The sequence below is a fragment of the Vibrio sp. Isolate24 genome, assembly GCF_022398215.1.
GTDB lineage: Bacteria > Pseudomonadota > Gammaproteobacteria > Enterobacterales > Vibrionaceae > Vibrio > Vibrio coralliilyticus_A.
This window is the reverse complement of the sequence record NZ_JAKEUU010000001.1, coordinates 296,163-311,345: the sequence shown is the minus strand read 5'-3', so window position 1 is coordinate 311,345 and position 15,183 is coordinate 296,163. Positions and strand designations below refer to the sequence as shown.

Sequence of the window (15,183 nt, the reverse complement as noted above, 5' to 3'; positions counted from 1 at the left end):
ATTAGCGCTACTTTAATAAGGGACAGAAAATACAAAAAGACACAGATTAGGCATTTTAAATGGGTACAGATTTTCAAACCGACAAGAAGTTCACGCAAGTGGAACAGCATATACGGCTGGCAATTAGCAAAGGTGTATATCAACCCGATGACAAGCTTCCCTCTATCCGACAGTTGGGTGCAGATCTCAATGTCAGCAAAAATACCGTGATTCGTGCTTATCAGGAGATGGAAGCCGCTGAACTCATTTATGCTGTACCAAAGTCTGGTTATCGTGTTAAAGCCGTGCGCTCAACGCAAACACAGCGACACCAACCGCAATCAGTCGACTTACTGTCCGTTTCCAGAGAGATACTTAGCTATCCGGAGGAAAAAGAACTTTTACCAACGGGCTCAGCTCATCCAAACATTAACGCGCCAGCGATCAAAACACTTTATGCCGAAATCGGTCGCCACAGCCGAATACAGAGCCATATGCCCAGCCACTATCAATTACCGCCGGGCAACAAGAAACTGATTAAACAACTATCTAGAATCAGCCGCGACCTCGGAGTAGAAACCAGCTTGGATGACATTGCCATTACGCACGGTGCCCAGCAAGCTATCAGCCTTGCTCTACGAGCCTTGACTAAGCCCGGAGATATTGTAGCTGTAGAGTCTCCCTGCTATTTTGGCAACTTACTTTTAATGGAATCTCTTGGGTTGCAAGTCGTTGAAGTTCCAAGCTGTATCCGCCGCGGAATGGAGCCACAAGCGTTAGCCAATGCAATACAAGAATGGCCTATCGCAGTGATTCTTATCACACCCAACTTTGCTAACCCAACTGGCTCTCGGATCCCAGAAGAAAGACGATTAGAGCTACTCAAAGTTTCTCGGGATATTCCAATTATCGAGGACGATGTGTTTGGCGCACTTACCTTTGATGATGGAATCCCCCCTTTAAAGACACTCGATACTCAAGATCGTGTCATCTACGTAAATTCACTATCGAAAGTATTAGATTCTCGCTTGCGAATTGGCTGGATTCTTGCGGGTCAATATCACTCTGCAATTGAGAAGTATCTGATCTGCGATAACATGGGTAGCCTTAATTTGATGCAATCCGCGGTAGGAGAATTTCTCTCTAGTGGTAAATATCGCCAGCACATTAATAAAATGAAACGCATCTATCAACAAAACACACGGCGTTTCAGCCAGCAGCTTATAGAGGCATTAAATCAATACTCTGAACTGAAAAACCACTATCATCTTTCCCAGCCTCAAGGTTCTTTTCTAGTTTGGTTGGCTTTACCAAAGTCGGTAAACAGTTTTGAACTTTATCAGCAATGTAAGAAGCACCGAATCAGCATCTTACCCGGCACGGTCTTTGACACGGAAGGTCAGTTTAGCCATTGCATTCGCTTAAGCTGCGCCAATTTTGAAGATAACTTAGTATGGCAGCGAGGTCTCGAACTTTTCGCAAAGCTGGTCTATCAACAGTTCACCCGCCATAGTAAAAAAGAAACAGCAATAAACCTCTGATCAAACATTTAAATTTAGTTATCTCTCTCGTATATTGAAACGACATACAAGCCTATTCATCACAAGGACAAACACTATGACTCCAATCACCGCAGAGGAAGTACTGTCATTTTGGTTTGAGGAATTAGAGCCAAAAGATTGGTTCATTAGTAGTGAAACTATAGACAATAAGATTCAACAACGCTTCGGCGATCTTATAAAGCGTGCAGCCCAATGCGAACTGTACAGCTGGCGAACCAATGCTTTAGGTCGCCTAGCTGAAGTAATAGTACTCGACCAATTTTCACGTAATATTTACCGAGGGACTCCGAGTGCTTTCGCGCAAGATCCTCTTGCTCTTTCATTAGCACAAGAAGCTATCGCTTTAGGAAAAGACGCTGAATTAACGCCCCAGCAGCGCGCTTTTCTTTACATGCCTTTCATGCACAGTGAATCTGCCTTAATCCACGAACGTGCGGTGGAATTATTTCAAGCGCCAGGAATGGAAAACAACTACGAGTTCGAAATCAAGCATAAAGTCATCATTGACCGATTTGGCCGCTACCCACATCGAAATAAAATACTAGGTCGCGAAAGTACTGAAGAAGAAATTGAGTTTCTAACTCAGCCAGACTCTAGCTTTTGATCCTATTGGTTTTTCAACTTGCATTTTGCCCATCACAGCGCTTAATGATGGGCAGTAAAGCCCTTTTTTATAAAGCAAGTCATTAACAGGGCTCTATTTTCTGACCAGCTTAATTTGTGTTAGCGTATGAATGATTATTCTGATTGCTATGGAGTAGCCAAATATGATTGAAGTAAAAGGATTAGATCACGTCGTCCTACGAACAAACAAGATTAAAGATATGCTCCACTTCTACCAAGACATCTTTCATTGCCCTATTGAACGGGAACTTCCAGAACTGGGCCTAACACAGCTCCGAGCTGGTGACGCCCTAATCGATCTTGTTCGTGTTAATAGTGAGCTGGGTAAACTAGGAGGCAAGGCCCCCAGCCAGAATGGCCGTAATGTCGATCACTTCTGCCTACAAATTGCCCCGTTCGAAGAAGATGAACTGCTGAGCTACCTCGATCAATGTGGTCTAAATTACGAACCGTTTGCCGAGCGTTATGGGGCACAAGGCTTCAGTCGTTCAATCTATGTCTATGACCCAGAAGGCAATGTGGTCGAGCTCAAGGCAAAACTAACGCCATAGCAGTATAGAATAACGACTATGCTCCAATCACCAAACTAACTTTCAGTTTTGCCATTTTGCTAATCGCAAAGTGGCAAACTCGTCAAAAAATATAGAGCACACTTACTTCAGGAATAATCATGATCAGACATATTCTTCTCATTCAGTTTAAACCCGATACTACACCACAACAGGTGGAGGATCTGAAGACATCTTTCCTATCTATGACAACCAAAGTCGAAGGTGTCGATAGCGTAGAGTGGGGGCTCAACGACAGCCCAGAAGGAAAAAACAAGCATTACACACACTGTGTAATGATGACATTTTCTGATGAAGATGGTCGCAACCATTACTTGCCACATCCTGAACATGAGGCTTTGAAAGACATCTTCAGACCTATCCTAGAAGACATTGTTGTATTTGATTACACGGTATAGCGCGATGAACCTTCTGCAATCCATCCCTGAAGATTTATCTCAAGAAGTGTTTGAAGATCTGTTGTCTGGAAGTAGCTTTCGTCTGGAGCGTATCGTCTCAAAGGGGCAAAGTTCCGAGCAAGGTTTTTGGTATGATCAAGACGAACATGAATGGGTCATCGTACTAACAGGCTATGCTCGTCTTCAGTATCAAACGGGTGAAGAAATCGAGTTGAAAGCCGGTGACCATCTCAAGATTCCGGCCCATACTAAGCATAGAGTCAGCTATACCACGCCAGATGAAGAAACGATCTGGCTTGCCATCTTTTATAAGGACTGAGCATGATCTCTTGTAACCAATACGATTACATCGAAATAGCTTGTCTCTACCATATCCCTGTTCGGTTGGTAATGGAGTCAGGCCAGATTGTTGAAGGAAAAGCGAAAACCACTAGCTACGATGAACACCGCAGAGAGTGTATCGTTATAGTATCCTCTACAGGCGATCGTCACGTACCTACTGAAAGTTTGGTATCCATGACAGCTCTCATAGAGAACCCACATTTCACAGAGGTAATATTCACTCAAGTCAGTTAGCTGACTCTACAACGCCAACCGGCTTGATGTTAAACTGCCCTTCTATTCAATTAGTGGTTAAAAGGTATTTCGATGAACCCAATTTTAGAGACGCTGAAAGAGAACAACATCAGCGACGAGCAAATCAACGAACTGTTTCAGACATTGACCCAAAACCCTCTAGCAGCAATGGCCACCCTCAGCCAACTTGGTCTGCCACAAGAGAAGCTACAACTTCTTATGGGCCAAGTAATGCAAAACCCGGCTCTCATCAAGGAAGCCGTTGAAGAGCTTGGGTTAGACTTCTCTAAAGTCGAAGAAGCAAAAGCAAAACTTCAGAACTAGACTAAGACTAAATACTCGGCTTCATGCTCTCGGTTTATGGGAATAAAGCCTAAATAAAAACAAAGGGCCTGCAATCGCGGGCCCTTTCACTTAAGAAGTTGTGTTTTTAATCTAATCTTAATGTCACGCCTGAGTAGCTAGAGTAGCCTCTTAGCATCACATGGTAAGTCGTACCCGGTGTTGCTGATAAGCTACACTGTTCGCTGTTACCGTAACGGTATGGGCGACAGTCATAGTTGCCAGTTGTAGGTTGACTACCTGCTTTAACATAAAGGTCCGCATCACCAGTACCACCAGAGATAGAAACAACAACACTTGACGCAGAATCTACCGTAAACGTGTAAAACGTTTCAGAAGAACTAGAGCCTGATAGGTTAGTCACTGGAGTGCCTTTTACCAGAACGTTTGGAGAAGGTGTGCCACAAGATGCGTTTACGCCTACTGTAGTAAATGCCTCTTCAACATCAGACACGTTGTAACCCATATCGGCTGCTGCTTTTGCTACACCACATGCACCTGCGTCGAATGTGCTGTTCGCCGTCCAGTAAAGCTGGTTAGCCAATGTAAAGATCTCAAAACCTTTACGTACGTCCCAACCCGCTTTGTTCGCCAACAAGTAGAATGCTCGGTTATACACACCACTTGAATAGTGAACATTTAGGCCATCGTAGTACTGAGAAGCGTGGTCGATCGAGCGACCGTCTTTGGATGGCAGATCGAAGTAACGTAGACCGCCTTCAGACTTAAAAATGTCCGCACCTACAATCCAGTCAACCGAGCCTTTCATGTAGAATTCCGCTGCTTCACCTGCGATATCAGAGAACGCTTCGTTCATACCACCTGACATGTTGGAATACACTAACCCTGAGTTTTGCTCTGTAAAACCGTGGCTCACTTCGTGTGCACTTACGTTAATATCAACCAGCGGGTAGAATGTGTTCTTGCCATCACCAAATGTCATGGATGAACCATTCCAGAAAGCATTTTCGTAGTCAGTTCCATAATGAACACGCATGGTTAACTGGAAAGTTAACGGCGATGTATTCATCCAGTCTTGGTACATATCAAAAACAACTTTACCAAAGTAATGCGCATCATTGAGAGGCGAATACGCACCATTCACATATTTGTGGTCGTTGTAGTTGGTATCATCACTACATGGGTAACTAAATGCTGAGCTGCCTGACTTACCGCCATTCAAGTCCACCGTTTTTACCGCTGGGGTATTCATCGTACAGGTTGTACCTGTTTTATCGACAATAAAACCCGGATAGTCCGTACCGTAGTTGTATTGACCTGTCTTTTCGTTACCACCAGGGCCTGTACCTGTCGCTTGAGCGTGGTTTATGCCTTCCCAATGTTTCAGCACTTCGCCAGTTGTAGCATCAACCAAGTAGAATGGGCGTCTTGGTACCTTTGCCGCAACAAAAAAGTCTACCATGTAAACGACTTTTGCAGTTTGAGAGTCATCAAGCCACACCATCAGCTTCGATTGGGAGTTTTCGAACGGAGCATCAGAAGCCCCGAGAGAGTGCTTCTTAAACGCGTTTTTCGCTGCTGCGAGCGCTTGTTTCTCATCCAGAGTGGGGGCAACGGTTGCCAAGTCACCACTGATTCCCTGTGCCATGACGCCGTAAACTTCACTCTGGCTGCTTTTTGTCTGAGTGGCGACCACTGAGGTGTTGAACACCGGAAGACCCATGTGGGTTTGTTGATAACGAACCTTCACTTTACCATTCGGCAAAACAACTCGTTTCACTTCAGCGAAGCCGGTTTCCAATGGGACGACGCTGTTTGATTGAGCGTTTAACACTTGCTGTAGTAATGCATCATTTTCAACTTTAACCATCTCTGCGGCTGTTGCTGGTAGGCTAGCTCCTAATCCAGCAGCAATCAGATAAAGCATTTGACGTTGTTTCATTTTACTTTCCTGTTATTGGTATAAAATCCTTCTCCCCAACGGCTCAATAGGAAGTATCTCTGCGATAAATCGCACCAATAACATGAGTGATAGCCACACATTCAAGCAAGTTACATACAGAAAAATAATTCATTAGGTGGCAACAAAAATCCACACCAATTACTCATTAAAATTTTAATTAAAGAAAATTCGATCAGAAAGTGATCATAAAAACAAACAGATAGCAACTAATGATAATTTTATGCAATCAAAAGAGGACATATTTTTATCATTAGTGACACGTGATGCTCAGTCACTTTTTTCCTTTTCATTTCATAAATTTACAGAACATCAGATATAATAAAGGCCCGACACGCTGTAGAGCCTTAATGACATAACAAATTGTAGTTAGATTAGCGACTTAGTGTGTAGCAGCACTCCAAATCATAGTCGTCACCATTCTTTGCCGTATACTCTTTTGCTTCAGTACATGCACGTGGTTTGCCTTTCTCATCCCCTTTCACCAAGCTGATCCAATGGCGCATCGCGGAAATTTCACTGCTTTCCTGAGGAAACATAGTGCAGGTCTCTAGTTGGATGTCATCAATTTCAACCAACTCGACACAGCCTGTGCCTTTTTGATTGCCGAATGTCAGTTCAACATGGCTTCCTGTACCATCTCTAAACAAGATAGATTCAGGGTCTTCTTTCTCACCAGTGTAAGCAACAAAGTGTTTAGAGTGCTTCAAACCACTGTGACTACCATCTTTGAAATAAGCCATTACATGGCGATAGTCGATAACATATGCAGTAACATCTTTATGTGATCCACTCTCAAGTGGAAATAAACGATCTAGCAGTTGTTTTGCTTTTACTTGCTTCTCGGTGGTTTGATTTGAATTCATCTTTTCTACCGCGAAGACTGCTTCAGCGATAAATGGCTTGTCTTGTTTTTGGATTTCTGTTTTATCGAAAGTAAGCATATTCATAGTGTTTCCCTCGCGGATATTTCACAACTTTTCTGTCCTAGAGCAAATATTTCAAACTTGCGTTTAACTGTTTGCAGATTTGTGACTTTGCTTACTTTGTATACTAGTGAAATTTTGACTACAATTTCACAACAAAAATTTTACAATGTGAATTTTACAAAATGATGCTGTCAAAAAGTCTAATTCGTCAGTCCCACTTTTTAGGGACCAAGATTCGAAACCTACGTAAACGCAACCATTTAACCATGGAAGATCTCTCGGCTCGCTGTATACGGGTTAATCCAGAATACGCCCCTTCTGTCTCCTATCTATCAATGATTGAGCGTGGGAAGCGTGTCCCTAGTATTGATATGTTGGAGGTCATCGCTGAAGTCTTCCAAAAAGATCCGACCTGGTTTCTGGATGATGAACCTGAGCAGGCCGACATCACACCTGATAAAGGTAATAGAGGTGGCATTAGTGGAATGGCACTTGAGCCAAGCTTCCTCTTCTCGAATGAGATTTTACAAATTGCTATTCCAGAAATGCTCTCTCAAACCGGTATTACTGGCCGCCAGTTTGCTCACTTATTGATCCGTGCCCATCAGGAAAGCAACCAAAACCACTTTCCTGATCTAGAACGTGCTGCGGAAGAAGTCGGATTGAAACGCCTTAATTTGTCTGCAGAAGATCTAATGGATATTGCTCGTAGTATGGGGCTAACGATACGCTGGGTGTCACGTCCACCACAAGATATTGTCGATGAACTTGGAGTTAGCGCAAAGCAGGTCGTCACCTCTTTCTTTGAACCGCCTGGTTTTATCTATTTAAACGAGATTCTGAAACAATACCCGACTCGCCTGAAATACGATTTGGCCGTCTACATCGGCCATTGTGTCCTGCATAGTAAAGAGGGATTAAAGAGCGTCTTGTCTGTTGGTCACGCCAATAGCTGGGAAGAACACAACCAAGCCGCACCAACCTCAGATCTCAACTCTCAGGATATTTTACAAGCATGGCGAGATTTTGAATCGAGCTTTTTTGCTGGTGCTCTGTTATGTCCAAAGGTGCCTTTCCGCCAGTTGCTCGACCGTAGCGGTTACGAGATTGATGTTCACCTCAAAGCAGGGGTTTCCCCTTCTGTAGCAATGCGCCGAATGACGGTGGTGTCACCTTATCCACACTGGCATTACTTTGATGCCTATGGCCAGAACAAACTAAAAGCGGTTTATCGCGGTAATGGCATCCCACTTCCTTGGGGAAACATGCGTAAGGTTAACGACCCTTGTCAGCACTGGGCGGTATTCAGAAGGCTTTCTGAGCCTCAAAACGGCAGCTCAGCGCAAATCTCTATTCTCAATGTTGGTGACGAGCCAAGAATCTACTGCTGTGAGTCAGTCAACATGACAGATCCTGCGGGCAACAATCGAGTTCTCTGCGCGGGTATCGATTTGAACCCAGCGATAGATGCTCAAGGTGGTGATTCACGCAGTATCGCCGAAGAACTGAAATCTTTGTGTGTTGATAACGGCGGTAGTGCTTCGATTCCTCGCCATATCCAGAGAGAATTCACCACGATTGCCAAGATTCTCAATATTAACTGGATTGAGCGAGGTATTCAGACCGACGCAAGGGTGATCTGTTCCAGAGGCGCTGTGTGCCCTCGAAAACCAAGCTGCTATAACGGATGTCAGGAAAATGTACTGATGTGAGTTGTAAGGGCCTAAAAAGAAAAAAAGCCAATCACAATAATCGTGATTGGCTATATATGAATGTGAACAAAAATAAGGTTCACTAACAACGTCAGTTGGCTAGGTGACCCTCGGCTTAATAAGGGTCATCACTACTAAAGCATGAAGCGTGCCAACTTTAATTATCAATAAAAACCATTGTTTTTGTTCACTTCTGCATCAGATGCATGAAAACCATGCGCATAATCCATTTCTAAATTGCACTTAATTGCAAAATGCAAATATCAAACAAATGCATTTTGCAAATTACAGGCTTTCTCCTAATTCGATTTGATATCCCAAATCAATACTCGCTTTCCAGCTTTCAACACCTTTAAGGCGTTGAATTAATTGCTGTGCTGCAACTTGGCCGATCTCTTCACGTGGCGTAATCACTGTCGCTAGTTTTGGCGTCATTGCCTGACTGATGTCATGACCATGAAATCCAACAATCGCCATTTGTTCTGGGATCTTTATTCCACGTCTCTGGCATTCAAACAAAGCACCAATGGCTAAATCGTCATTGGTACAGAAGATACCGTCTACCTCAGGGTGCTTTTGTAAAAGCTCACCTAATAGTTTAGCGCCCAAGGTAAACGACGAAGCTTCCTCCGTCTGGAGAGTAACTGGCACTTTTCCCTGCTCTTGAAGTGCCAGCTGATAACCGTCCATCTTTAGTCGGGTCCGTTCATCCATCCGCGCAGCAAAATACGCAATGTTCTCTCTTCCCTGCGCTAACATGGCTTTTGTCATGTCCCGAGCCGCAAGCCTGTTATCAAACCCAACAGCCTGCTCAATGCGAGGCGAGAAGGAATCCATGATTTCCACCACAGGGATTGATGCGGTTTCCAGCATCTTGCGGGCCTTGTCGGTATGGACATTCTCCGAAAGGATTATGGCATCAACGTTATACGACAGCAGAGAAGCAATGCTCTTTTCTTCAAGCTCTTCACTGTAGCCGTAGTGTGCGATCATCGTTTGGTAACCTGCTGGTGTGGTCACCGATTCAATACCACGTATCACTTCAGCAAAAACCTGGTTAGTTAAGGAAGGAACCAGCACACCGATAGCATTCGACTTCGCATTGGACAGAATATCCGGTGCGCGGTTGGGAATATATCCCAACTCTTCCACCGCCTGATTAACCTTTTCTTGTATTGCTTGAGAGACAAGAGAAGGGTCGCGTAAACAACGACTGACAGTCATTTTTGTCACCCCAACTTTATCTGCAATATCTTGCAACGTAGGGCGTTTTTTCTTATTGGCCATTGATGATGTTTCTTTCTGCTCTTTATGTTACTGGTAACATTTTACTCATAAAACAAAACGAATTTATTGGTTCAGATAACAAAAAAGCGCTCGCTTTGCAGCGAACGCTCTGTTTTTACACCGTGAGTTGCGTTTTGTTTGGCTCACTCCAAGTTAAATGAAACTTTTCATCTTCTGGTTTATCCACTCTGGAATAGGTATGCGCTCCAAAGTAGTCTCGCTGAGCCTGAAGCAAATTCGCTGGTAAAACACCGCAACGGAGCGAATCGAAATAGCTCAATGCAGAAGAGATAGCCGGCACTGGTACGCCATGAATAGCCGCATTAGACACACTGCTTCGCCAGCCACATGATCTCAGCGCGATTTGCTCGATAAAAACATTGGCGAATAGAAGATGTTCCAACTCAGGTTCATCTTGGTAGGCCTTGGTGATGTCCTGTAAAAAGATGGCGCGGATGATACACCCTGCTCGCCAAATTTTAGCAATATCACCAAAATCTAGATTCCAGCCTTCTTCAACAGAGGTTGTCTTCAGCAGGTCAAAACCCTGTGCGTATACCACGAGTTTGGCGCAGTATAATGCGTCGTGCAGCTCATCGAGCATAGCTTTTTTGTCAAAGCCACCCGCAGGCTTGGTGTGCGTTTTCAGCACTTGTTCCGCATTCACTCTTAGTTGCTTTTGTGCACTTTGTGCTCGGGCAAATACCGCTTGAGCAATGGTGGGCGCAGGCGCACCCATTTGTAGGCTGTTCACCGCCGTCCACAACCCAGTCCCCTTCTGGCCCGCTTTATCAAGCACCACATCAACAAACGGTTTTCCTGTTACTGGATCTTCTGTCTGCAATATCTCTGCGCTGATTTCCATCAAGTAACTATTGAGGACACCCTTGTTCCAACTTGAAAATACTGCACTGATCTCTCTAGCCGACATCTCAAGAACATCGAACATGAAATGAAATGCTTCACAGATAAGCTGCATATCAGCGTATTCAATACCATTGTGAACCATTTTAACGTAGTGCCCAGCTCCCGCAGGCCCTAGGTATGCTGCACATGATTCACCTTGTTCAAATTGTCCGACTGGCAGACCTTTTTCATCCACTTTGGCGGCAATCGCTTCCCACATCGGACGCACATATTCCCAAGCTGCTGGGTCACCACTAGCCATAAGAGCCGGCCCTGTTCGAGCCCCGACTTCACCTCCAGAAACCGCAGTACTAAAGAAACGCAATTTGCCTTGATAGTGAGCCTCTCGGCGCTCAGAGTCCGTCCAAAGGCTGTTGCCGGTATCAATCACAATATCTTCGCTATCGATACCAGCAATGAGTAAATCATCAATCACCTTATCAACAATCTCTCCGGCTGGAACAGACAAGGCAATCACACGTGGTCTTTCCAAAGTCTTCAGTAACTCAGAGAGATTAGACGCCGCAACAAATTGACCTTTGCTGGCTATGCATGAAACGAGATCCGCTTCCGAAGCAGCCCGTTGACGGTTAGCTTCATCAATATCAAACCCTGTGACATTAAAGCCATGGTCAAGTAGATTCAACGCGAGGCTTTTACCCATCACACCAAGGCCAATCATCGCAATGTTTGACTGGCTCATAACGCTCGCTCCTTCAGCGCTATAAGTGCTGATTCCACTACGGTATCGACATCCGACCTAATATCGATAAACAACGCTTCATCGTCGCTTGGTTCAACTAAGGCTTCAAACTGACTTTTGAGCATCGCTTCGCCATTAAAATAATGGTTAGCACGTTGCTTGTGTCGAGACCATATAGTATCGAAGTCACCTTTCAAATAGACGATAGCCAGTTGCTGATTGTTACGACGAAGAATATCTCTGTACGCTGGTTTGAGTGCAGAGCAGGCAATCACCGCAGCATCATTCTCAACGTAAATTCGGTTTAGCGTTTCTAGCCAGCCTAAGCGGTCGCAATCATCCAGTGGAATTCCTTGCGCCATTTTCTCCACATTGGCTTTTGGATGGTAATCATCACCATCATAAAAAGGCAGAGACAACTTATCGGCAATCTCTTTACCAATCAGGCTCTTACCACAACCTGAAACGCCCATTACTAATATTTTTTTCACTTTCATTGGGTAATACTATCCTTAGCCTTCCAATTATCAGAAGGCTGTGAATACCAATTTCAATACTTTACTAATTCAAAATGCTTTGCGGTTATTTCCACCACATAGCGAGATCTGGGAACATAATCACTAGGCTTAATACGAAGATCTGCAGGCCAATAAATGGCAACAGTGAGCTGAAGATTTCCCCTAAACTGATGTCTTTTGGTGCGACGGACTTAAGATAGAATGCTGCCGGCCCAAACGGAGGCGATAAGAATGAAACCTGCATATTGAGGCAGAACACCACACCAAACCAAACTGGGTCATACCCTAAACTGGTAATAATCGGCACAAAAATCGGCATAGTCAGCAGGGCAACGCCAACCCAGTCAAGGAACATACCGAGAACCAGCAGAACTACCATCATGATCAACAATGTTGCGAGAGGACTACCGCCACTCAGGCCAAGAATGACTTCTTCAACGAAGTCGATACCGCCCATTAAGTTGTAGATTCCAACTAATGCGCTCGCACCAATACCAATCCACATGATCATGCCGCAAGTGCGCATGGTCGCGATTGCACTCTCTTTGAGCATGTTGATATTCATTTCACCACGAATGATTGCTGAAATCATAATACCCACAACGCCCAGTGCAGAAGCTTCAGTTACAGAGGCGACACCGGTGTAAATGCTCCCAAGGACAACCGCTACAGACAACAGCGGGAAAAACAGAGCCTTGAAGTAGCTAACTTGCCTTTCATCTTCTTCATCACCATCACTTGGAATAGGGGCTAATGAAGGATTGAGCTTACAGCGTACTAATACGTAAGCGATGTAACAGCCAGCAAGAATAAATGCAGGTAAGAAAGAAGCCTTGAACAAATCACCGATTGATACACTCGCCGTCATACCATAGATAATCAGAACAATACTTGGTGGAAGCATAGTGCCCAGTGCGCCGCCTGCACAGGTGGTACCAATCGCTAATTTTCGATCATAACCAAGACGTAGCATCTGCGGCAGAGCAAGAATACCAAGCAGGACTGTTTCTCCACCAATCACGCCTGACATTGAGGCTAGAAGAACCGCCACCAGCAAGGTTTGCACAGCCACACCACCGCGTACTTTACGGCCGATAGATTTCATCGCGTCAAACAAGTCCCTGGCAATGCCTGATCGATCAAGCAGCGCAGCCATGAGAACAAACATAGGCACAGCAAGGAACACATAACCTGAAGCAAAACTGTAAGTGCGGCTCGCGATCAAAGGCAGTGCATCTGGTCCAAACCAGCAAAGAGTGAAGAAAATGGCGACAAAGCCTGTGACAAAGGCCAACTGCATACCTGTGAGCAGCAAGGCAATCATCATCAGCAGCATGAGTACACTACCCCATGCGATGCCAATAGAAGATAAATCAAACATCGTTATTCTTCCTTAGCCCCATAACTTCCTGAATGAGGTGTAAGACAAACTGGATAACAAGAATACAAAGGACGACAAAAATCAGGCCCTTGAGTAGCGCTGGGTAAGGTGCATTCAGAACAGAACCAGATGTTTCAAGGCGAAGCTCACCCCACGGGGCATACCAAGACTCTTTCGCCATCGCAAAAGACGCGTAAGCCAGCATGCCAGCAAATGCCAGCCCCACGAGATGGTGAACAATATTGAGGTATTTACGTGTCTGTTCGGACACAGAATCGTAAATTAATACCACTCGCACATGCTTATTAGCAGCAAAGGCATAGATACCTCCAACAATAAACAGTGAACCACCAATGAAGGACGCCGTTTCGTGAACCCAAGTTGTTGGCGCGTTAAAGGCATAACGCATCAGAACTTCATAAAACGAAATAAATACAGTGAAGATGAATAACCAGCTGAGCAAATTACTGATTTTTATAATGGCTCTGTCGAGAAAGTTTCTCGGTTGCTCACCCTGCTGTTGAGGTGGATGTGTGACGTTGTCATTCATACCAATCAATTCCAAAAAGAAGGAGGGCTACGCCCTCCAGAGAGAAGCTAGAACACATGTTCAGCTTAAAGAAGGCCGTTTTCTTCTAGGAAACCAGTCACTGAGTCATACACTTTTTTCGCATTTGGTGAACGCTCAGCAAACACTTTCCATTGAGACTTAGCAATTTCACGGAATTTCTTACGCTCTTCGTCAGACCAATTATGGATAGTGATGGATGGGTTCGCTTGTGCTTCTTTCACTGCAGCCTGATCCGCCATTTTCAACTGAGTTGTCATGTCGTAAGAAAAATCACGGACTGAAGTTTGTAGAATAGTTTGCAAATCTTCAGGCATCTTGTCCCATTTCTTCTGAGATACAGAAATATCGATCAGTGGTAATGAGTGGAAGCCCGGTTGAACTGGGTGCGTAGCAATATCATTCATGCCCGCTTTTTGGTTGGTTGAAAATACCGTGTAGTCCGCTGCATCAATAACACCTTTACTCAAACCAGTGAAGACTTCAGAGCCAGGCAGGTTGACAGGCGTTGCACCGGCAGCGGCGAACACTTGCTGAACCAAACCTTCTGGCGCACGTAATTTCAAACCTTTCAAGTCATCAACACCGTTAAGCGGCTTTTTAGAGATAAAAGATTCAACGCCCGTTGTTGAAGCACCAACAAACTTCACACCATACGGTGCATAAAGCTCAGTCATCAGTTCATTACCGCCACCGTAGTTCATGTACTGCAGAAGCTGGGTCGTATCTGACCATGCACCGACCATGTTACCAATTAGGCCAAAAGCAGGATCCTTACCCGAAAAGTAACCCGTTGCTGTCACTTGCCCATCTAGAATACCCATTTTTATCGCGCCCAAAGTTTCAGTGTGTTTCACCACTGCCCCTACTGGTAGAAGGTCGATGTCAATTCGGCCATTCGACATTTTCTCTACGCGCTCTGCCCATTTTTGTTGAACTTTAAAGTTCAAATCACCAGATGGGTCAGAAGACTGAATCTTCAGTTTGAAGTCAGCGGCCAAGGCCGAAGTCGCAAAAAGTCCTGTCAAAGTGGCAGCAAGCAAAGGTTTTGTCATCGCTTTCATAGTAGGGGTGTCCTTAGATTGTTTCATTTATTCCAATACAGCTTTTAAGCTGTCGGTATGAAACCGGCTTATTATTTTATGTTACCGGTAACTCTGACGCCAATGTTACCGGTAACAAGAAAACGTTTTCCATGACAAAAGTCA

General features: G+C 44.6%; 16 protein-coding genes. 8 read left to right on the top strand and 8 right to left on the bottom strand.

All coding sequences use genetic code 11. From position 1 onward, the window contains the following. Window positions 1–59: 59 nt before the first annotated feature. From L1D23_RS01445 to L1D23_RS01415, 7 genes are all read left to right on the top strand, one after another. Entirely contained in the window at window positions 60–1,520 is a 1,461-nt protein-coding gene (locus tag L1D23_RS01445; protein WP_239863823.1) for a PLP-dependent aminotransferase family protein, read from the top strand. Window positions 1,521–1,596: 76 nt separating this feature from the next. Next, on the top strand, window positions 1,597–2,145 hold the full coding sequence (locus L1D23_RS01440) for a DUF924 family protein (protein ID WP_239863822.1): 549 nt from the start codon (window positions 1,597–1,599) through the stop codon (window positions 2,143–2,145). Window positions 2,146–2,308: 163 nt separating this feature from the next. Beyond that, window positions 2,309–2,716, top strand: coding sequence for a VOC family protein (locus L1D23_RS01435; protein ID WP_239863820.1), 408 nt, complete (start codon window positions 2,309–2,311; stop codon window positions 2,714–2,716). Window positions 2,717–2,835: 119 nt separating this feature from the next. Continuing rightward, window positions 2,836–3,132, top strand: a complete 297-nt coding sequence (locus tag L1D23_RS01430) for a Dabb family protein (RefSeq protein ID WP_239835383.1) — start codon at window positions 2,836–2,838, stop codon at window positions 3,130–3,132. Window positions 3,133–3,136: 4 nt separating this feature from the next. Further along, on the top strand, window positions 3,137–3,451 hold the full coding sequence (locus tag L1D23_RS01425) for a cupin domain-containing protein (protein ID WP_239835384.1): 315 nt from the start codon (window positions 3,137–3,139) through the stop codon (window positions 3,449–3,451). Window positions 3,452–3,453: 2 nt separating this feature from the next. Further along, entirely contained in the window at window positions 3,454–3,708 is a 255-nt protein-coding gene (locus L1D23_RS01420) for a Rho-binding antiterminator (protein WP_239863818.1), read from the top strand. A gap of 72 nt (window positions 3,709–3,780) precedes the next feature. Beyond that, window positions 3,781–4,032 (top strand): DUF2999 family protein, encoded by a 252-nt coding sequence (locus L1D23_RS01415; RefSeq protein WP_239835386.1) that lies wholly within the window; start codon window positions 3,781–3,783, stop codon window positions 4,030–4,032. 106 nt (window positions 4,033–4,138) lie between these two features. Here L1D23_RS01415 and L1D23_RS01410 read toward each other — a convergent pair whose 3' ends face one another. Both L1D23_RS01410 and L1D23_RS01405 read right to left on the bottom strand, forming a co-directional pair. Beyond that, entirely contained in the window at window positions 4,139–5,953 is a 1,815-nt protein-coding gene (locus tag L1D23_RS01410; RefSeq protein ID WP_239863816.1) for a M4 family metallopeptidase, read from the bottom strand. 392 nt (window positions 5,954–6,345) lie between these two features. Then, on the bottom strand, window positions 6,346–6,921 hold the full coding sequence (locus L1D23_RS01405) for a hypothetical protein (protein ID WP_239863814.1): 576 nt from the start codon (window positions 6,919–6,921) through the stop codon (window positions 6,346–6,348). Between the two features lie 161 nt (window positions 6,922–7,082). Here L1D23_RS01405 and L1D23_RS01400 point away from each other — a divergent pair, with 161 nt between their 5' ends. Further along, a complete protein-coding gene (locus L1D23_RS01400; RefSeq protein ID WP_038158333.1) occupies window positions 7,083–8,612 on the top strand; it encodes a DUF3612 domain-containing protein in 1,530 nt (509 codons plus the stop codon). Between the two features lie 285 nt (window positions 8,613–8,897). Here L1D23_RS01400 and gntR read toward each other — a convergent pair whose 3' ends face one another. From gntR to L1D23_RS01370, 6 genes are all read right to left on the bottom strand, one after another. Continuing rightward, window positions 8,898–9,899, bottom strand: coding sequence for a gluconate operon transcriptional repressor GntR (gene gntR, locus L1D23_RS01395; RefSeq protein ID WP_081305604.1), 1,002 nt, complete (start codon window positions 9,897–9,899; stop codon window positions 8,898–8,900). A gap of 115 nt (window positions 9,900–10,014) precedes the next feature. Further along, window positions 10,015–11,508: an NADP-dependent phosphogluconate dehydrogenase gene (gene gndA, locus L1D23_RS01390; protein ID WP_239863813.1), complete on the bottom strand. Its 1,494-nt coding sequence runs from the start codon at window positions 11,506–11,508 to the stop codon at window positions 10,015–10,017. Beyond that, the gene (locus L1D23_RS01385) at window positions 11,505–12,005 is read right to left on the bottom strand and encodes a gluconokinase (protein ID WP_239863812.1); all 501 of its coding nucleotides are present in this window, start codon (window positions 12,003–12,005) and stop codon (window positions 11,505–11,507) included. The genes gndA and L1D23_RS01385 overlap by 4 nt, the downstream gene beginning before the upstream one ends. A gap of 85 nt (window positions 12,006–12,090) precedes the next feature. Beyond that, entirely contained in the window at window positions 12,091–13,407 is a 1,317-nt protein-coding gene (locus L1D23_RS01380) for a TRAP transporter large permease subunit (RefSeq protein WP_239863811.1), read from the bottom strand. Next, window positions 13,400–13,957 (bottom strand): TRAP transporter small permease subunit, encoded by a 558-nt coding sequence (locus L1D23_RS01375; protein ID WP_239863810.1) that lies wholly within the window; start codon window positions 13,955–13,957, stop codon window positions 13,400–13,402. The genes L1D23_RS01380 and L1D23_RS01375 overlap by 8 nt, the downstream gene beginning before the upstream one ends. 65 nt (window positions 13,958–14,022) lie before the next feature. Next, entirely contained in the window at window positions 14,023–15,039 is a 1,017-nt protein-coding gene (locus tag L1D23_RS01370; RefSeq protein ID WP_006960566.1) for a TRAP transporter substrate-binding protein, read from the bottom strand. Window positions 15,040–15,183 lie beyond the last annotated feature (144 nt).